The organism is Duganella sp. Root1480D1, assembly GCF_001427305.1.
Taxonomy (GTDB): Bacteria; Pseudomonadota; Gammaproteobacteria; order Burkholderiales; family Burkholderiaceae_D; genus Rugamonas.
In genome coordinates this window covers 78,395-96,088 of record NZ_LMFZ01000050.1, presented here as the reverse complement: position 1 = coordinate 96,088, position 17,694 = coordinate 78,395, and the positions used below count along the sequence as shown (strand labels likewise).

24 protein-coding genes and 1 tRNA gene are annotated in these 17,694 nt (G+C 61.0%); 9 read left to right on the top strand and 16 right to left on the bottom strand.

What is annotated here, in order from left to right:
• Window position 1 precedes the first annotated feature (1 nt).
• Both ASD58_RS29675 and mscL read right to left on the bottom strand, forming a co-directional pair.
• Window positions 2-1,138 carry a S1C family serine protease gene (locus ASD58_RS29675; protein ID WP_057266043.1) on the bottom strand — a complete coding sequence of 379 codons (1,137 nt, stop codon included), beginning with the start codon at window positions 1,136-1,138 and terminating at the stop codon, window positions 2-4.
• A gap of 31 nt (window positions 1,139-1,169) precedes the next feature.
• Window positions 1,170-1,595, bottom strand: coding sequence for a large conductance mechanosensitive channel protein MscL (gene mscL / locus ASD58_RS29670; protein ID WP_057266042.1), 426 nt, complete (start codon window positions 1,593-1,595; stop codon window positions 1,170-1,172).
• 200 nt (window positions 1,596-1,795) lie between these two features.
• Between mscL and petA the strand changes: the two genes are divergently transcribed.
• The 6 genes from petA to ASD58_RS29640 all read left to right on the top strand — a co-directional run bounded on the left by petA (window position 1,796) and on the right by ASD58_RS29640 (window position 5,992).
• Window positions 1,796-2,404 carry a ubiquinol-cytochrome c reductase iron-sulfur subunit gene (gene petA, locus ASD58_RS29665; protein ID WP_057266040.1) on the top strand — a complete coding sequence of 203 codons (609 nt, stop codon included), beginning with the start codon at window positions 1,796-1,798 and terminating at the stop codon, window positions 2,402-2,404.
• A 3-nt stretch (window positions 2,405-2,407) separates the two neighbouring features.
• Window positions 2,408-3,820: a cytochrome bc complex cytochrome b subunit gene (locus ASD58_RS29660; RefSeq protein WP_057266038.1), complete on the top strand. Its 1,413-nt coding sequence runs from the start codon at window positions 2,408-2,410 to the stop codon at window positions 3,818-3,820.
• Between the two features lie 35 nt (window positions 3,821-3,855).
• Window positions 3,856-4,620 (top strand): cytochrome c1, encoded by a 765-nt coding sequence (locus ASD58_RS29655; protein WP_057266036.1) that lies wholly within the window; start codon window positions 3,856-3,858, stop codon window positions 4,618-4,620.
• A 112-nt stretch (window positions 4,621-4,732) separates the two neighbouring features.
• On the top strand, window positions 4,733-5,344 hold the full coding sequence (locus ASD58_RS29650; RefSeq protein WP_057266034.1) for a glutathione S-transferase N-terminal domain-containing protein: 612 nt from the start codon (window positions 4,733-4,735) through the stop codon (window positions 5,342-5,344).
• A 60-nt stretch (window positions 5,345-5,404) separates the two neighbouring features.
• Window positions 5,405-5,890, top strand: a complete 486-nt coding sequence (locus ASD58_RS29645) for a ClpXP protease specificity-enhancing factor (RefSeq protein ID WP_057266032.1) — start codon at window positions 5,405-5,407, stop codon at window positions 5,888-5,890.
• Window positions 5,891-5,916: 26 nt separating this feature from the next.
• Window positions 5,917-5,992: transfer RNA gene (locus ASD58_RS29640), tRNA-Thr, on the top strand.
• 140 nt (window positions 5,993-6,132) lie between these two features.
• Here the strand turns inward: ASD58_RS29640 and ASD58_RS31745 are convergent.
• Window positions 6,133-6,435 (bottom strand): hypothetical protein, encoded by a 303-nt coding sequence (locus ASD58_RS31745; protein ID WP_057266030.1) that lies wholly within the window; start codon window positions 6,433-6,435, stop codon window positions 6,133-6,135.
• A 68-nt stretch (window positions 6,436-6,503) separates the two neighbouring features.
• Here ASD58_RS31745 and ASD58_RS29630 point away from each other — a divergent pair, with 68 nt between their 5' ends.
• Together ASD58_RS29630 and ASD58_RS29625 are read left to right on the top strand one after the other, a co-directional pair.
• Entirely contained in the window at window positions 6,504-6,830 is a 327-nt protein-coding gene (locus tag ASD58_RS29630; RefSeq protein ID WP_373994487.1) for a DUF1778 domain-containing protein, read from the top strand.
• Complete coding sequence (locus ASD58_RS29625; protein ID WP_057266027.1) at window positions 6,827-7,318, top strand: GNAT family N-acetyltransferase; 492 nt, start codon at window positions 6,827-6,829, stop codon at window positions 7,316-7,318. Before ASD58_RS29630 ends, ASD58_RS29625 begins: the two co-directional genes overlap by 4 nt.
• A gap of 158 nt (window positions 7,319-7,476) precedes the next feature.
• Here ASD58_RS29625 and ASD58_RS29620 read toward each other — a convergent pair whose 3' ends face one another.
• The 8 genes from ASD58_RS29620 to ASD58_RS29585 all read right to left on the bottom strand — a co-directional run bounded on the left by ASD58_RS29620 (window position 7,477) and on the right by ASD58_RS29585 (window position 12,825).
• Window positions 7,477-7,959, bottom strand: coding sequence for a DoxX family protein (locus ASD58_RS29620; protein ID WP_082565778.1), 483 nt, complete (start codon window positions 7,957-7,959; stop codon window positions 7,477-7,479).
• 24 nt (window positions 7,960-7,983) lie between these two features.
• Window positions 7,984-8,550 (bottom strand): hypothetical protein, encoded by a 567-nt coding sequence (locus tag ASD58_RS29615; protein ID WP_057266026.1) that lies wholly within the window; start codon window positions 8,548-8,550, stop codon window positions 7,984-7,986.
• Window positions 8,543-9,283 carry a DNA-binding domain-containing protein gene (locus ASD58_RS29610; RefSeq protein WP_057266024.1) on the bottom strand — a complete coding sequence of 247 codons (741 nt, stop codon included), beginning with the start codon at window positions 9,281-9,283 and terminating at the stop codon, window positions 8,543-8,545. Before ASD58_RS29610 ends, ASD58_RS29615 begins: the two co-directional genes overlap by 8 nt.
• Window positions 9,280-10,098 carry a DUF692 domain-containing protein gene (locus tag ASD58_RS29605; RefSeq protein WP_057266022.1) on the bottom strand — a complete coding sequence of 273 codons (819 nt, stop codon included), beginning with the start codon at window positions 10,096-10,098 and terminating at the stop codon, window positions 9,280-9,282. Before ASD58_RS29605 ends, ASD58_RS29610 begins: the two co-directional genes overlap by 4 nt.
• Window positions 10,099-10,117: 19 nt before the next feature.
• The gene (locus ASD58_RS29600) at window positions 10,118-10,387 is read right to left on the bottom strand and encodes a hypothetical protein (RefSeq protein ID WP_057266020.1); all 270 of its coding nucleotides are present in this window, start codon (window positions 10,385-10,387) and stop codon (window positions 10,118-10,120) included.
• Window positions 10,388-10,415: 28 nt separating this feature from the next.
• The gene (locus ASD58_RS29595) at window positions 10,416-11,177 is read right to left on the bottom strand and encodes an alpha/beta fold hydrolase (RefSeq protein ID WP_057266018.1); all 762 of its coding nucleotides are present in this window, start codon (window positions 11,175-11,177) and stop codon (window positions 10,416-10,418) included.
• The gene (locus ASD58_RS29590; RefSeq protein ID WP_057266016.1) at window positions 11,177-11,443 is read right to left on the bottom strand and encodes a DUF2282 domain-containing protein; all 267 of its coding nucleotides are present in this window, start codon (window positions 11,441-11,443) and stop codon (window positions 11,177-11,179) included. The genes ASD58_RS29595 and ASD58_RS29590 overlap by 1 nt, the downstream gene beginning before the upstream one ends.
• 131 nt (window positions 11,444-11,574) lie before the next feature.
• A complete protein-coding gene (locus ASD58_RS29585) occupies window positions 11,575-12,825 on the bottom strand; it encodes a DUF3472 domain-containing protein (RefSeq protein ID WP_082565796.1) in 1,251 nt (416 codons plus the stop codon).
• Window positions 12,826-12,918: 93 nt separating this feature from the next.
• On the opposite strand from ASD58_RS29585, the gene ASD58_RS29580 reads away from it, so the two are divergent.
• On the top strand, window positions 12,919-13,287 hold the full coding sequence (locus ASD58_RS29580; RefSeq protein WP_156401559.1) for a hypothetical protein: 369 nt from the start codon (window positions 12,919-12,921) through the stop codon (window positions 13,285-13,287).
• Here the strand turns inward: ASD58_RS29580 and ASD58_RS29575 are convergent.
• The 5 genes from ASD58_RS29575 to ASD58_RS29555 all read right to left on the bottom strand — a co-directional run bounded on the left by ASD58_RS29575 (window position 13,284) and on the right by ASD58_RS29555 (window position 17,694).
• Window positions 13,284-14,048 carry a hypothetical protein gene (locus ASD58_RS29575; RefSeq protein ID WP_057266012.1) on the bottom strand — a complete coding sequence of 255 codons (765 nt, stop codon included), beginning with the start codon at window positions 14,046-14,048 and terminating at the stop codon, window positions 13,284-13,286. The genes ASD58_RS29580 and ASD58_RS29575 overlap by 4 nt on opposite strands.
• Complete coding sequence (locus tag ASD58_RS29570; protein WP_057266010.1) at window positions 14,045-14,236, bottom strand: hypothetical protein; 192 nt, start codon at window positions 14,234-14,236, stop codon at window positions 14,045-14,047. The genes ASD58_RS29575 and ASD58_RS29570 overlap by 4 nt, the downstream gene beginning before the upstream one ends.
• Window positions 14,237-14,336: 100 nt before the next feature.
• Entirely contained in the window at window positions 14,337-15,443 is a 1,107-nt protein-coding gene (locus tag ASD58_RS29565; protein ID WP_057266008.1) for an Rpn family recombination-promoting nuclease/putative transposase, read from the bottom strand.
• Between the two features lie 59 nt (window positions 15,444-15,502).
• Window positions 15,503-17,203: a long-chain-fatty-acid--CoA ligase gene (locus ASD58_RS29560; protein ID WP_057266006.1), complete on the bottom strand. Its 1,701-nt coding sequence runs from the start codon at window positions 17,201-17,203 to the stop codon at window positions 15,503-15,505.
• On the bottom strand, window positions 17,200-17,694 hold the full coding sequence (locus ASD58_RS29555) for a helix-turn-helix domain-containing protein (protein ID WP_057266004.1): 495 nt from the start codon (window positions 17,692-17,694) through the stop codon (window positions 17,200-17,202). Before ASD58_RS29555 ends, ASD58_RS29560 begins: the two co-directional genes overlap by 4 nt.

The window sequence follows — 17,694 nt, the reverse complement described above, 5'->3', positions numbered from 1 at the left end:
ATTATTTTTTCGCTGGGGGGCGTTTGCCCACGGTGAGTTGGAGTTCGCTTTCGCGGCTCTTGCGCAGGATGCGCATGGTCGACTGGCCGCCGGGCGAGAGCTGGGCGATCAGGTTCAGCATTTCGTTGGTGTCCTTGACCGGCTTGCCGTCCACCGACAGCAGGATGTCGCCCGGCTTCATGCCGGCCTTGTCGGCGGGGCCGTTGCGCACCACGCCGGCGATGATGGCGCCCGAATCGCGGTCCAGGCTGAAGCTGCGCGCCAGCTCCGGCGTAATTTCCTGCGATTCGACGCCGATCCAGCCGCGCACCACATGGCCGTCTTTAATAATGGCTTCCAGCACATTGCGCGCCGTGCTGACCGGAATCGCGAAGCCGATGCCAACCGAGCCGCCGGTCTGGGAGTAAATCGCCGAATTAATCCCCAGCAGGTTGCCCTGGGTGTCGATCAGGGCACCGCCCGAATTGCCGAAATTGATGGCAGCATCGGTCTGGATGAAGTTTTCGAAATGGTTGATATGCAGGTTGTTGCGGCCCAGGGCGGAGATGATGCCCATGGTGACGGTCTGGCCGACGCCGAACGGGTTGCCGATGGCCAGCACCACGTCGCCCACCTTGGCTTGCTCGACCTGGCCCAGCGCCACCACCGGCAGCTTGTCCAGTTCGATGCGGACCACGGCCAGGTCGGTTTCCGGATCGGTGCCGACCATCTTGGCGGCGGCCTTGCGGCCATCGGGCAGTACCACCTGGATTTCGTCGGCGGCTTCCACCACATGGTAATTGGTCAGGATATAGCCTTGCGGGCTGACGATCACGCCGGAGCCGAGGCTGTTCTGGTCATCTTCCTCGTCACGGTCGTCAAAAAAGCGCTTGAAGAAGGGATCGCGCGACAGCGGGTGGCGCTTGCGCACCGCCTTGGTGGTCAGGATGTTGACAACGGCCGGCATGGCGCGGCCGGCGGCAGTCCGGTACGACCCGGGAGAGGGCGGCATGGCCTCGGCCAGCACGGTAGGGCGGCCGGCCGCTGGGGCGGCCGGGGCACCGGAATTCGGTGCCGGCCGCTGCACAGCCGTGTATACAAAGAACAGTGCCAATGCGATGGTCACCGTTTGTGCAAACAATAACCAGAGTCTTCGCATGGCGGTATTGCTACAAAATGGGCGTTAACTCCTATTTTCGCAAAGAATCGCGAATTTCGCGCAGGAGCACGATATCTTCTGAAGGTGGTGCAGGTTCTGCCGGGGCGGCAACCGGTGCTTCGGCGCGGCGCAGCTTGGCGACCAGGCGTACCATCTGGAAGATCACGAAGGCCAGGATGACGAAATTCAGCAGGATGGTAAGGAAATTGCCGTAGGCGATCACCGCGCCCAGTTTCTTCGCCTCGGCCAGGGCCAGGTTGTGCGCCTGTCCGTTGAGAGGAATGTAATAGTTGGCGAAATCGAGGCCGCCCAGCAGCATGCCGATCGGGGGCATGATCACGTCGGCAACGAGGGAATCGACGATTTTGCCGAAGGCTGCACCGATGATGACGCCGACCGCCAGGTCGATGACATTGCCTTTCATTGCAAATTCTTTAAATTCTTGCATCATCCCCATAACACATTCTCCCCAAAAATTTATGGATTTGTATCAACTTTGCTGCAAATTCATCGATCGCGCAAGAGGCGCAACATTGGGATGGATTGGCTATTTGCAAGGTTTTGCTTTAAATCGCATCTTCACTACTTTATAATTTAAGGTTGCTAGAAGCTTTGTTAACAATAAAGATTTTGGATTTTTGACTGATTGGGGTTTGTATGAGTAACGAGAAGCAGGTCGATTCGAGCCGTCGCGGTCTCCTCGTCGCAACGTGTGCGGCAGGTGGTGTGGTCGGTTTGGGTGCAACTGGCGCCCTGGTAAGCACGTTCCAGCCGTCCGAGCGCGCGAAGGCAGCTGGTGCACCGGTGGAAGTGGATATCTCTACGCTGCAGCCGGGCGAAATGAAAACCGTCGAATGGCGTGGTAAGCCAGTCTGGATCCTGAAGCGTACCGCGGAAATGGTGGCAACGCTGGCGAAGGACGAGGCTGAACTGGCCGATCCGAAATCCGAGCGCACCCCCGACGACCTGACGCCGGAATACGCCCGCAACCAGCATCGCTCGATCAAGCCTGAAATCCTGGTGGCCGTGGGCATCTGCTCCCACCTGGGCTGCTCCCCATCGTCCAAATTCACCCCGGGCGCACAGCCTTCGCTGCCAGACAACTGGCTGGGCGGCTTCCTGTGCCCATGCCACGGTTCGACCTTCGACCTGGCTGGCCGCGTATTCAAGAACAAGCCTGCTCCGGACAACCTGCAAGTGCCACGCCATATGTACCTGGGCGACAGCAAGCTGATCATCGGTAAAGACGAGAAAGGCGAGGCATAATCCATGGCCGCATTCAAGGAAACCAAATTCCCTGCCGACGCACCTGCAGCCAAGAAGCTGATGGGCTGGGTCGACGACCGCTTCCCGGCCACCAAGCTGTGGAACGACCAATGGGGCAAGTACTACGCCCCGAAAAACTTCAATTTCTGGTACATCTTCGGTTCCCTGGCCATGCTGGTGCTGGTGCTGCAGATCGTCACCGGCATCTTCCTGACCATGCACTACAAGCCGGACGCCGGCCTGGCTTTCGCATCGGTTGAATACATCATGCGCGAAGTGCCATGGGGCTGGCTGGTGCGTTATATGCACTCGACCGGCGCTTCGGCCTTCTTCATCATCGTGTACCTGCACATGACCCGCGGCCTGATGTACGGTTCCTACCGCAAGCCACGTGAACTGATCTGGCTGTTCGGTTTCGCCATCTTCCTGTGCCTGATGGCCGAAGCATTCTTCGGCTACCTGCTGCCGTGGGGCCAGATGTCGTACTGGGGCGCCCAGGTGATCGTCAACCTGTTCGGCGCGATTCCGCTGATCGGCCCAGACCTGTCGCTGTGGATCCGCGGCGACTACGTGGTGTCCGACGCGACCCTGAACCGCTTCTTCGCTTTCCACGTGATCGCCATCCCGCTGGTTCTGCTGGGCCTGGTGGCTGCCCACCTGATCGCGCTGCACGAAGTCGGCTCGTCCAACCCGGACGGCATCGAAGTGAAAGAAAACCTGGGCCCGGACGGCCACCCGGTGGATTCGATTCCTTCGCACCCGTACTACACCGTGCACGACCTGTTCGGCGTATCGATCTTCCTGACCATCTTCTCGGCGGTGGTGTTCTTCGCGCCTGAGATGGGCGGTTATTTCCTGGAGTACAACAACTTCCTGCCGGGCGATTCGATGAAGACCCCGCCGCACATTGCGCCGACCTGGTACTTCACCGCCTTCTACTCGGTGCTGCGCGCCACCACCTCGGACTTCCTGTGGGTGCTGATGGTGGGCATCGCTGCCTACACCGCCTTCCTGTGGATGAAGTCCAAGCTGCCGGGCATGGTCAAGATCGCTGTCAGCGTGATCGCGCTGCTGATGATCGTCGGCATGCTGCCAGGCGCGCTGGATGCGAAATTCTGGGGCGTGGTGTTCTTCGGCGGTTCCGTGGTGATCCTGGCCTTCCTGCCATGGCTCGACCATTCGCCGGTGAAATCGATCCGTTACCGTCCTGACTGGCACAAGTATGTGTACGCCGGCCTGGGCATTGCCTTCGTAGCCCTGGGCTACCTGGGCACCCAGCCGCCAAGCCCGGTCGGCACGATCATCGCTCAGATTGCGACCCTGTACTACTTCAGCTTCTTCCTGCTGATGCCATGGTGGAGCGCGATGGGTACGTTCAAGAAGGTGCCGGATCGCGTTGTATTCCACGCGCACTAATCGGACGACCAGAACGCTAAGCAAAGGACTAATAAATGATCTTTTCGAAGAAACTGCTGGCCCTCCTGGCCCTGGTACCAGTGCTGGCCTTCGCCAACGAAGGCGGCTTCCCGCTGGAGAAGGCCCCGGACCGCTCGCACAATATGGCTGCCCTGCAAAACGGCGCCAAGCTGTTCGTGAACTACTGCCTGAACTGCCACAATGCGTCGTCCATGCGTTACAACCGCCTGCGCGACCTGGGCCTGACCGAAGACCAGATCAAGAACAACCTGTTGTTCACCGGCGAAAAAGTGGGCGAAATGATGACCACGGCCATGCCGGCCAAGGACGCCAAGGCGTGGTTCGGCACCGTGCCGCCTGACCTGTCCGTGATCGCCCGCGCCAAGGCAACGCCGTCCAACACGGGCAGCGATTACCTGTACACCTACCTGCGTACCTTCTACAAGGACGACACCCGCCCAACCGGCTTCAACAACATGGTGCTGCCGAATGCGGCCATGCCACACGTGCTGTGGGAGCTGCAAGGCGTGCAGGCTGCCAAGTTTGAAGAAGTCGAAGACCCACATGAGCACGGCAAGAAAGTGCACAAGTTCGCGGGCTTCGAGCAAGTAAAACCAGGCACCATGACCAAGCTGGAGTTCGACACTGCAGTAGCCGACATCGTTGGCTACATGGAGTGGATGGCCGAGCCAGCCGCACAGAAGCGCAAGCAGCTGGGCGTATGGGTCCTGATCTTCATGACTATCTTCGCTACCCTGGCATGGCGCCTCAACGCGTCGTACTGGAAAGAAGTCAAATAATTGCGTGCGCCGGCTTTCCGGCGCGTGTTTGCGCCCCCTGCCTCGTGCGGGCGGCCCAACTGGGGTGAACCGTTCGCGGTCTCGCCCCCTTTGTTTCTAAGGAACTAGGAAAATGATGGTTCTCTATTCGGGCACTACCTGCCCATTCTCCCAGCGCTGCCGCCTGGTCCTGTTCGAAAAAGGCATGGACTTTGAAGTGCGCGATGTTGACCTGTTCAACAAGCCGGAAGACATTTCGACCATGAACCCGTATGGCCAGGTACCGATCCTGGTCGAGCGCGAATTGATCCTGTACGAATCGAATATCATCAATGAGTACATCGACGAGCGCTTCCCCCACCCGCAACTGATGCCGGCCGACCCGCTGATGCGTGCCCGTGCCCGCCTGATGCTGTTCAACTTCGAGAAAGAACTGTTCGTTCACGTGCACACGCTGGAAAGCGAGCGCAACAAGGCGAGCGACAAGAGCCACGACAAGGCCCGCGCAGAAATCCGCGACCGCCTGACTACCCTGGCTCCACTGTTCTTGAAGAACAAGTACATGCTGGGTGACGAGTTCTCCATGCTGGACGTGGCCGTGGCTCCGCTGCTGTGGCGCCTGGACCACTACGGCATCGAGCTGTCGAAGACCGCAGCGCCGTTGATGAAGTACGCCGAGCGCATCTTCTCGCGCCCTGCCTACATCGAAGCGCTGACTCCGTCCGAGAAAGTAATGCGCCGTTAATTGCGGCCCCGGCGGCGCGCCTTTGCTTGCAATGCGCGCGCCGCACCATATAGTTTGAACATGTCAGAAATCTCCACCAAGCCCTATATGCTGCGCGCCATCTACGAATGGTGCACCGATTGCGGCTATACCCCCTACCTGGCGGTCAAGGTCGACGCAGCAACCCAGGTACCGATGGAATACGTGCGGAAGGGCGAGATCGTCCTGAATATCAGCTTCGGCGCCACCTCCGGCCTGAAGATGGATAATGATGCGATCCACTTCCACGCCCGCTTCGGCGGCGTGTCGCGCGAAATCTACGTGCCGGTCAACAACGTGATGGCGATTTACGCCAATGAAAACGGCCAGGGCATGGCGTTCGAACCATTGCTGGGCCAGGCGCCGGCAGCGAAAACGCCTGCGCCAGTCGAAGAAATTGCGCCGGTCCCGACCCTGTCTTCCGTGCCAAGCGCCCCGGCGCCGCGCAGCGAAGACGACAATGGACCGGACGATGGCGGCGAGCCACCAAAGAAAGGTGGCCGTCCAACCCTCACTCGCATTAAATAGCGTATAATCGCGGCGAAAGTTTTACAGCCGGCTTAGCTCATCAGGTAGAGCAGTTGATTTGTAATCATCAGGTGGCGGGTTCGAGTCCTGCAGCCGGCACCAGCATTATCAAGGGCTTACAGCGATGTAAGCCCTTTTCATTTGGGCGAGTGTCAACGAACTGTCAACCGCGTCAACGGGTTCAGCATTTTGGCTTCGTGAAGATGTTCCGGGCTCAAATGTGCGTAGATCATCCCGCTCTTCTAGTGTTCGCGAATCTCGTCGGCGAGCTCGTCGTCAATCGGGATAGATCTGTTCTTGTCGGTCTTCGTTTGCGTAAAATCAATCATGCCGCTATGTAACTGGGAGATGCGTAGCGACTCGCCTTCATTCCAACCAGCGGCCGAGGCTAAGCACAGTTTAGTAATCAGCAATGCATCTCGATCATTGCGCGCCGCCAACGCCGCAAGTAGTGCCCGAATCTCATCATCATTAGACGAAATCAGCTCGTTGCTAAGGGAAATCAACAGATCAGGTCGCGGCGAGTGGCGCCAGTGCGACTTCATGCTAACATGTGAGTCAGATTGGCGCACAATTTCCTTTAGCAACAGGAGAGATTGCCAGGAGAATGATGATGAAAGCAACATTACATGCCGAGCCGGCCATGGCCGCCCTGCCAGCCGAGCAAGAGGATGAGCAAGCCCGCCTCAACGCCCGCGTGCCAGGAAAGGTGTACAACCAGATCAAGCGCGCCGCCGCCATCAATGGCGTGACAATTACGGACTTCGTGCTTTCGGCCGCCATCGAAGCAGCCCAGCGGACAGTCGAGCAGGCTAATGTCATGCGCCTGTCCTTGGCCGACCAGGAATGTTTTGCTGCGGCGCTGCTGGACCCACCCAAGCCGAATGCCGCCCTACAGCGCGCGCTGACCCGCCGTACCCAACTTCTTCGGGAAGAATGAGCGGGGGGCCGTTTGTTATGGCCTCTCTGAACGGGGACCATGACCGATCCACCTTTTCCTGCGCCACCGAAGCACTGGACCGCTACTTCCAACAGCAGCTGTCCCAAGATGTGCGCCGTCGCGTAGCAGCATGCTTCGTGGCCTCAACACTGACCGGGACGGTGGCCGGCTACTACACGCTGGCTTCGTCGAGCATGATGCTGGGGGACTTGCCGCCCGAGGTGGCCAACAAGCTGCCGCGTTACCCGCTGGTGCCGGCGGTGCGCATGGGACGCCTGGCGGTCGACAAGGCCTTCGCCGGCCAAGGCCTCGGCGCCGCGCTGCTGGCCGACGCACTGGTGCGCGCGGCGCAGTCCGAGATCGCGGCCTATGCCATGGTGGTCGATGCCAAGGATGACAAGGCCAAGGCGTTCTATACGCACCACGGCTTCATCGCTTTCCCCGATGCGCCGTTGACGCTGTTCCTGCCACTGGCCAGCGTGAAGTAGCGCTACAGGCCTCGGCCTGTTTCAGGATGGCGATGATCTGGCTCTCGGTCAAACGGGACGTCTTCATGCAGTAGAACCTTCAATTTCAAAGTTGGAAAATTCCACTTCTTGGGCCGATCATTTGGTGGGGTATCCTGGCATCCGCCAGTGTCATGACTTCATCGCTTCCACAGGTAGTCCAGCGAAAACTTGCCGGCGCCTTGGGAAATCAGTGGCAGCAGCAGTGCGGCCCAGCTCAGGTGGGTGGGCCAGGCTTGCGGGTAGACGAAGATTTCGATGACGGCGGTCATGGCAAGCAGGCCGAGGGCGGCGAAGCGGGTGAGCAGGCCGGCGACCAGCAGCAGCGGCAGGGCGTGTTCGGCAAAGGTGGCCAGCGGGGCGGCAATCTCGGGCGGGACCAGGGGCAGCATGTATTCGTAGCGGAACAGGTCGATCGTCGAATCCTTCAGCGTGAACCAGCCTTCGACCTTGGTGCGGCCGGAGAGAAAGAATATCGCGGCGATGCCAAGGCGTGCGGCGAGCAGTTGCACGGACGCGGGCAACAGGCGCGCGGCGAGCGTATGGAGTGTTGTGATGCGGCCTGGGATGGCGCCCGCGGTAGAACTGGTGGCGCGACGCGATTGGGCGATGTTGGTGTTCATGGTGGTCTCCGTGTTTGTCTGGTGTCAGGTGCGCCACTTACCTTGGCGCGCGAGTGCGATGGCTGCGTCTGCGAGCTGTTGGGGCGTGGCGCCGGCAGTGAGGCCTATGGTTGGGACAGCGCTTGGCGCGGCATTGGCGCCTGTCAGTACGAGGCCGATGACGCGAGTGCGGCGCTGGCTTGCGGCGGCGCGTGCAGCTTGCGCACCTTGGCCGGCACCGATGAAGACTGCTTCCGGGATATGCAGGCTGTCGATGAAGGCGAGCAGGTCCTGGCCTAGCGCGGCGGCATCCGCGTCACGCAGGGCTGGAAGCAGGACGCGGTAACCTTGTGCGGCCAGCAGCGAGGCGGTTTCGGTATGGCTGTCGATGGAGTCGCCGGGGCTCCGAACGAGCACGATGGGGCGGCCGTCGTCCGGTCCGGCAGCGTGGAAGCTGAGCGCCGGCTGTGCGGCGGCGACTGCGCGCAGGACTTCGGTTGCGCTGCGGATGGGCAGCGCGGCGCCGGCGAGTGCCGGTGCGAAGGCGAGGCTTGCGGTCCCTGCCAGTCCGGCCAGGGCGGACAGCAGCAACAGGCGGCGGGTTTCATTCATTTTCAACTCCGGTAATGAGTTCACTGCCAAGCCAGTCGGCCAGCATGGCGCCGGCGCTGGCGATGCCCTGTTCTTCGCCAATGCGCTCGACCAGCAGTGCGCACAGGCCGACAAAGCTGCCGTCGCGCTGAAGCTGCGTCAGCGCGGCAAATTCGACTGCGTCCAATGCGCGCAGGCAGGAAACGAAGCCGCGGCGCCAGACCAGGAGACCGCCGGAAGCAGGCAGCATTTCGCCTTCTGGTGCGCTGCTGCCGTCGCGCAGTGCGAACCACAGGTCGGCGGCGTTGGTGGTGGCGGTGCGCAGGTACAGGGTAGGCGTCAGCTTCAGGCGCGCGTGGTCCCAGTCGACGGCTGCCAGCGCGTCGGCGGCGACCGGCGCCGCATCAGGCCCGATGAACGATTGGCCCAGCGCGTGCTCGATCCAGGCCAGTTCGTGCAGGTCGGGGTTGTCGGGGAAAAGGGCCTGCAGGGAGTCGCAAAAGTCGTCAGCATACGCGTCCAGCGTCCAGGCATGCGGCGGACTGCGCTTGATGTGCGCGGCGGCCGCGTGCAGGAAGGCTTCTTCGCCGATGAAGGAACGCAGTTGCGGGTAGCTCTCTTCGAGGCAGCCGACCAGCTGCGCGCGGTAGTTATTCTGGTACACGGCGCGGCCCGGGCCGACAGGCACGCCGATAGCCGGCATGGACGCTGCGAGCATGGCCTGGAAGTCGCCCTGGAGGTCTGCGAGGTTCATGCTGCCTCCCTGTGCGCGGCAAGGCGGCGCGCGATATCAAGTTCCGCCAGCAGGTCGGCTAGCGGCGGGATGTCGCCGTCGCGTTCGATCATGGCGGCGACCGGGCCACAGCGCGCCATCGCCTGCTGGTACAACGACCACACGGCATCGTTGACGGCGCTGTCGTGCGTGTCGATCAGCAGGCCGTCGCCCTGGCTATGTCCGGCGAGGTGAATTTGGCATACGCGGTTCATCGGCATGCCGCGCAGGAAATCGAGCGGATCGAAACCGTGGTTGCTGGCGCTGACGAAGACGTTATTCACGTCCAGCAGCAGGCCGCAGCCGGTGCGCTTGGACATGGCAGAAATGAACTCCCATTCCGTCATGGTCGACTCGGCATACGCCAGGTAGCTCGATGGATTCTCGACCAGCATGGTGCGCCCCAACGCTTCCTGCGCCTGGTCGATGTTGTTGCAGATGATGTTGAGCGCCTCCTGCGTGTAGGGCAGGGGCAGCAGGTCGTGCGAATTAAAGCGGCCGATGCGCGACCAGCTCAGGTGATCGGAGACGAACATCGGTTCGATCTCCTCCACCAATGTGCACAGGCGCGCCAGGTAGTCCGGCCGCAAGCCGTCGGCCGAACCGAGCGACATCGACACACCATGCAGCACCACAGGGTGCTTCTCCCTCACGCGGCGCAGTATATCGCGCGGCTGGCCGCCGGCGACCATGAAGTTCTCGGAGATCACTTCGACGAAATCCACGTCGACGTCGCCTTCGAGGAAATCGCGGTAGTGTTCGCGGCGCAGGCCGAGGCCAAAGCGATGGGTGTGCATGGTGTGCCTCCGTCGGATCTTACTTGGCTTCGGTCAGGCTGCCGCCCAGCGCCTTGCACTCGGTCGGGGTTTTCACCAGCACGCCCTGGCCTTTGCACTGGTTCAGGCCCTTGCAGTCGTTCTTGGCGGTGGCGCACAGGCTGGTGCCCTTGCAGGTGTTGATGCCGTAGCAGCGGCCTGGTTCTTCCTTCACTTTTTCAGCAGCGAAGGATGGTGCGGACAGGGATGCCAGCGCGATCAGGGCGGCGGCGCCGGCCAGGCCAGCGCGGGTTTTGGTAGCGATGCTCATGATGAATCTCCTTTAGTTGAGGTGGGACTTACAGGACGCTGAGGGCAGCGTCTTCGATAACTTTCGCAACCGCTTCCGGCTGCGAGACTTGCACTGCATGGCTTGCTGCAATTTCAGTAACCTTGGCGCCGGCGCGCTTGTACATCCAGCGCTGCAGTTCAGGGTTCACCAGACGGTCTTGCGTGGCGACGATGCCGAAGCTTGGCTTCTGGCGCCACGTCGCGAACCAGCTTGGAGTCCCCATCAGCACATTGCTGACCGGGACCTGCGAGGCGGCCATGAAGTTGACGCGGTTAGGCGTCAGGTCGGCCGCCAGGTCGGCGTGGAAGCGCGCAGCGTCATAGAACTGGAACCCGGCACGGTCCGGACGGACGCCTTCGCCGGCGCCGGGCATCGACGACAGCAGTTGCTGCGACGTTTCTCCGACTTCAGGCATCAGCGCCGCCACATATACCAGCGCCTTGACCTTGTCGCCGGTGGCCACATTCGACATCACCGCGCCGCCAATGCCATTGCCGACCACAACCACGTTGCCGAACTGCTGGAAGATCGCCTTGCGGGCGATCGCAATGTCGTCGTCGAGCGAGGTGTGCGGCAGTTGGGCGACGGTGACGTTGAAGCCCTTCAGGCGCAGCGTGTCGTGCACAACGCGCCAACTGGAGGCGTCAATGAAGGCGCCAGGCACGATCACGATGTTTTTTGCTGCCGGTTGCGCGGCTGGTGCGGCGGCGTGCGCCGCGCCCGCAAACCCTGCGGCCAGCGCGATCGCGGATGCAATTGCGCGTTTCATCACTTCGCTTTCAGCGAGCCGAAGCCCTTAGGGGTTTTGATGGTGGTGCAGGTGCCTTTTTCGACCAGCATCCAGGCATCGCCCTGGTAGTCGACTTTGGAGGTGGCGGCGCATGATGTGCCCGGCCCTGCGGCGCAGTCGTTCTGGCCGGCTTTCGCCACGCCGTAGCACTTCTCCATTTCTTTCTTGGGTTCTGCGGCGTGTGCGGAGGATGCGCACAGAGCGATTGCCAGGGTTGCTGCCAGTCCTGCGTAAGCGGTTTTCATAATCTTGGTCTCCTTGGTTAAGGTGTGACCAGATTAAGGGGGCAGTGTGTATCGCTTGTGTCGGTGGCGTGGGGTGTTTTCGCGAGTTGTGTATCTGGCATGGCGCCAGATACACTGGGATACAAAAATGTCTACGGCAGGGTGCTGACGTCGACCGCTGGAACCTGTCCCGTTGCCGGGCGCGTGAAATTCTGGTTGATCGCCACGTGCGGGCTGAAGAAACCGCCATTGCGCAGGTAGAAACTGCCGTTCTGCAAGCCGCCTGCGTAGTCCATGCGCTGGGCATTGGCTGCGGTGGCGTCGCCGGTGAAGCGTGCGGTCACCAGTTCGCTCCAGTTGCCGCTGGTGCTGCGCGCCCATTGGTTGTTGAACTGTACGCTGCGGCCAAGGTAGCCGTTGGTGTCGATGAAGTTTTCGAGGAAGGAATAGACGCCGGCGTGGTAGGTGGTGGTGGCCGGGCGCTTCCAGGTGGCGATGAGGCGCCAGGCGTTGGTTTCCGGCGCGTAGAACCAGGCTGAGAAGTCGGTATTGCCGGCGCCATCCGGTTGGGTGCGCGTGATGAAGCGGTAGGTATTGCCGGCTGCCCAGTTGTACAGCAAGTAGGATTGGCCTCCCGTGCCTTCGCCGCCGAACGTGTTGTCGACGACGTTCGGCCCCTTGCGCACCAGGGTGGTCTTGGCGCCATTGTCGGCGTCCCAGATCGAAAACAGCACACGGCGCTCGGTCGGCGAATTGACCTGGATGCCGAAGTACCCGCCGTTGAAGCCGTTCGCCATGAAGTAGGCGCCGATCTTGTCCTCGCCGGCAGGCACCGTCACCTCGTTGTAGAAGTATTCCGTATTAGCCGGCACCGTGTAGCCCAGGTGGACCGATGGGCCGCGGCGCGACCAGTAGTAGTTGGCGGCGTCGTTGGCGTAGTTCAGTGCCGTGGTGGTGTTGACGCGCAGCGCCGACACTTCGCCGAAGTAGGTGCCGGATTTGCTGATGCCCTGCAGGTCCACCCGCACATAGCCGGCGGCAGGCACGTTGATCGAGCCAACCGCGTAGGTTTTCGTTCTGCCCTTGGCAAGGGTGATGTCGAAGGGCGTGCCGTTAGCGGTGACGCGGATCTTGCTGGATTTGCTGCCGCTCAGGCCTGCGTCCAGCGAGAACGTGGCATTGCCGGCGGCGGACATGTGGAACCAGATGCTGGTGACGGTATTGGGGCTGGTCCAATTGGACAGGCCATTGTTGTCGATGACTTCCGTCGAGGCGGAATCGGCGCTGGTGACAAAGCCATTACCGGCCAGGGCAACAACGGCGTCGCCGCTCACGACCGGCTGGCCCGCCAGGGCCGCCGCAGCAGAAAACGCAAGGATTAACAGCGAAATTCTTCGTTTCATCTCCATTTCCTTTCAAATTATTTGCTATGCGAAAGGTAAACTACGATTAATCGAAAGAAAGCGCAACCGAATTCGCGGCGTAGAATGGGCGGCATGAGGCCAGACCTGTTACCCGACCAACAATGGAAGCTGATGCTGGGGAGCTTCATCCATGAGTTCTCCCGGCTTGAGGCACATGTATTCATCCTGTGTGCGCGCAGCATCGGCACTGACGACACCCGCAAACTCACCTTCGGCAAACGGCTTGACCGCATCAAGGCGAGCCTGAAGCAGCAATCGCCGGCAAACAGCGAAGGCATGCTGGGGCTACTGCGCGAGGCGCGCGGCCTGGCGGAGTTCCGCAATGGGCTGCTGCACAACACCGCATTCCACGGAATGGGCGGCAGTGCGCCGCAGATGGAAGAAATGGAAGCGCGCCTGCAGCAGCTTGAGTTGTTGCTGGACGCGCTGGCGCTGGCTTAAGCGCGAAGGGAGGTAATGGCTTCCTGTACCCGCGCGCTGTCCACACGTTTGGCCAGTTTGCGGCCTTGTTCGCGCATGCGTTCGAACGCTTCGTCGAGTTCCACCACGCTTGGCTGCAATGGGGCCAGCGAACGGGCCAGCTTGGGCAGGATGGCGCGGCGCAGGAAGCGTTCTCCCATCTGGCTCAATTGCCAGGCCACGGCGCCCAGGCTGAGGAAGAAGGCGATGATGAAACCGGTATCCATATTTTCCGGCGCCTGCTGGCGCAAGGCCGCGAGCACCAGGGTGCAAAACGCAAACGCTCCTGCGATCGACCACCACACTTCGCGGTCGAGCCGCGTGGCCGCCTCGAATTCGTCGAGTGCATCGGCTTGCAGGCGCAGCGCGGAGTCGACCTGGCGGCGGCGTTCCGATGCATCGAGTAGCAAAGGCGCCTCGCGCAGGCGCGCGGCAGCGGCCAGTGCGTCGGCGTGGCGGATCGACAGGTGAGGATTGGTGGTTTGTTCCAACTGCACCAGCGGAAGCTGTTCGGCACTCAACTGGCTGTAGTGTCCGACTTCCATTGGCAACACCATGCCGCAATCGCAGCAAGTGCGCTGGTATCCGGCCAGCTCGCCTTTGGAAACGGTGACGTAGTACACGTGCCAGGCCATGCCGATGCGCTGCACAGAGAACGCACGGGCTGCCCGGCATACGGGGCAGAAGTCAGCGACGTAGCCGGCGTGGGTGTAGACCGCCTTCCTGCCCCAGACGAAAATCATGCGTGCTTGTGATGGGTGGTTGCCTTCGCGGTCTTATGATGCGCGGCAGTTTTCTTCTTGGCCACGTGGTGCTTGCTGGTGGTCGAAGATGTTTTGTGATGGGTGGCGGTGGACTTGGCGTGGGTGGTACTTGCAAAGGCAGGCACGGTCAGTGCGAGGGCCAGACTGGCAACAATCAGATGTTTCATGCGGTATCTCCGAGGGCGGCAATGGCGTGCCGTTTCGCCCAGCCATTATAGGCGCCGTTATCGGAGATTATCCATAGGCACAAACCGTAAGGGAAGCCCTTTAAGCATTGGCTAATTCTGGCGGCAAGCCGCCGTCGGAAATCATGTGGTCGATCCATTCGGCAAGTTGGTCTGGATCAGCCTGCATTAAGACGAAGGCGATATGCCCCGCAACTGGAATTCCGGTGCGCTCAATCAACAACGACAGCACGCGACGCCGTTCAAGTACCCTTGCTTCTTCTCGACCACGCTCGAGCCCTCGCGCGAGCCCTTGTGCGAGTCCCTGCTCAAGGCCTTGTTCAATTCCTTGCTCAAGTCCTCGCTCAAGTCCTTGTTCAAGTCCTCGCTCAAGTCCTTGTTCAAGTCCTTGCTCAATTCCTTGCGCGATCCCTATCGCCATGCCCTTCTCTTTGCCGCGCTCGATTGCTTGATATTCAAGCAGTGCTTCGTAGTCCCTGAATTTGTGTTCGAACATCATGACGATCTCCTCCAAGCTGCTTTCCGGTGGGAGAGTTACCAAATCGAATGCCGTTCCCATCTGACGCTTTATCCAGTCGATTACTGTTCGGGACAGGTCTGGATTGTGCTGGCGGCGCAACCATATGTCGATTATTGACATCAACTCTGGCAGCCGGGTCTGGCGATCGTCTGCCTGGTTGAGCTCAAGTACCGCATGAATCAGGTGGGAAGCAGTATTTCGATCCACTACACAGTATTTTAGTTCCGGCTGCATCGCTTCCAAGTGCGGATTCGCCTGTGGCCGCAAATCGGCAAGGCTGGTGGCTGCATTCCACTGGGAGCGCCCGCTATACAGCACCACGGGCAATACGAGCGGAAAATGGCCATGGGTCGCTCGCCGCTGCCTGAGCAGGTCCTCGCAAAGCAGGCACACGTAGGAAAACATGCGCAGCGCCATGAATTTTTCGGGGCGCGACTGGAATTCAAGCAACATGTAGATGTTTGGCCGCGCAGGTCGATGGACGCACCAGACGATGTCGTCGTGCCGTTGCTTGCCGTCCAGGTTGACATAACTCGCGTTGAGGCGTGTAAAGTCGCCGGCCCTCGCGTGGCGAGCCCATGGCGATGGCACGGCTGCGCGCAGCAATTCGCACGCCAGCTCGGGAAAGGCGAACAGTTGTTTGAAGTCAGAATCGCTGTGCGCAGCCATGTCCCAGTCTAAGCTGGAGCATGGTGCGAGACTTTGGCGGCGCGCAATGCACCGCGTGTTTATGCGGCCGCTTTTTCTTCGCGCGGATCTTCGCGCAGTTCGCGACGCAGGATCTTGCCGACGTTGGACTTGGGCAAGCTGTCGCGGAATTCGATGTGCTTTGGCTTTTTGTAGGCGGTCAATTGTTGCCTGCAGTAGTCCATCAACTGTTCGCTGGTAAGCGAAGGATCCTTGCGCACGACGAACAGCTTCACGGCTTCGCCCGAGCCGGCATCCGGCACGCCGATGCAAGCACATTCGAGCACCATCGGATGCGCAGCCACTACGCACTCCACTTCTGTAGGATAGACATTGAAGCCGGAGACCAGGATCATGTCTTTCTTGCGGTCGACAATGCGCACATAGCCTTGTTCATCCATGATGCCGATGTCGCCGGACTTGAAGTAGCCGGAAGCAGTCATCACGTTGGCGGTTTCGCTCGGGCGGCGCCAGTAGCCTGCCATCACCTGCGGCCCGCGGATCGCAATTTCGCCCGGCTGCCCGAAGGGGAGCGCCTTGCCGTTTTCATCGAGGATAGCCACTTCGGTCGAAGGCACCGGCAAACCGATGGTGCCGCTGAAACACTGCTGGTCCGGGCGGCACAGCGTGGCCGTGGGCGAAGTCTCGGACAAGCCATAGCCTTCCAGGATCGGGCTGCCCGTCATTTTGATCCAGCGCTCACTGACCACCTGCTGCACGGCCATGCCGCCACCGAGCGTAATGCGCAGCCCGGAGAAGTCGACCTTGGCGAGTTCGGGCTGGTTCAACAGTGCGTTGAACAAGGTGTTCACGCCCGGGAAGAAGTTGACGCGGTACTTTGCCAACTCTTTCGCGAAACCCGCCATGTCGCGCGGATTTGGCACCAGCAAATTCATCGCACCCCAGCGTGCACCCATCAGCATGCAGGCGTTCAATGCGAGGATGTGGTACAGCGGCAGCGCGCAAACCGTGACGACCTGTTTGCCATTGCCCTCCTTGAGCAGAGCCGGGCCCGCCCAGGCATCGTTCTGCAGCATATTGGCGATCACATTGCGATGGGTCAGCATCGCACCCTTCGACAGCCCGGTCGTGCCGCCCGTGTACTGCAGGAAGGCGATGTCCTCATGTGCCAGGTCGGGCTTGCGCAGGTCGAATCCTGCGCCGGCACGCAAGGCGGCGCGGAACGGAACCGCATTCGGCAAGCTAAAGCCGGGCACCAGCTTTTTCACCTTGCGCACCACAAAGTTGACCAGTGCGCCTTTGCCGAAGCCCAGCATGTCGCCCATGCTGGCCACGACGATGTGCTTGACCTGGGTGTGCGGCAGTACCTTCTCAAGCGTGATGGCAAAGTTCTCGAGGATGACGATCGCTTCCGCGCCGGAATCGGCCAACTGGTGTTCCAGCTCGCGCGCGGTGTAAAGCGGATTGACGTTCACCACCGTGAAGCCCGCACGCAGCACCGCCGCAACGGCGATCGGATATTGCAGCACATTCGGCATCATCACCGCCACGCGCGCGCCTTTCGGCAAGCCGCGCTGCTGCAGCCAGGCTGCCAGGTCGCGCGAGTGGCGGTCCCATTCGCGATAGCCCATGGTGCTGCCCATGCAAGCGTATGCCTTGCGCTCGGAATATCGCGAAAACGATTCTTCCAGCAGGTGCGGCAGCGAGCCATACAGTTCGGGATCGATGGTGGCGGGAATGCCATCGGGGTAGGACTTCAGCCAGACTTTTTCAGCGGTCATGCAGTCTCCTCTCCTATGCGCACCAGGGCGTGCGTCTTGTCATCGGCGCCGGGACCGGCCACCGTCTCGATTTGTTCGGGTTGCAGCGCGCGTCCATCCGCGGCGAGAATGCCGACGCCGGCCACCGGCAAGCCTGTAGCCTTTTCCACCATCGTCAGGCGGGCGCCTTGCGGATTCGGCGCCCATTGCTCGCCCCACAGGGTCATGGCAGCCAGGATGGGGGAGAGCGCGCGGCCCTTTTCCGTCAGGCGGTAGTGGACGATGCGGGCGTCTTCGGCCGAGGGCTGGCGCAGCAGGATGCCGTTTTCCACCAGCTTTTCCAAGCGCCGCGCCAGGATGCTGGAGCTGATGCCCAGGTGGCGCTGGAAATCCTGGAAGCGGCTCATGCCGCAGAACGCGTTGCGCAGGATGACAAAGGTCCACCATTCGCCCACCTGTTCAAGGGTTTGGGCGATGGGGCAGTTCATCTCCACGAACGAATTCTTGCTCAT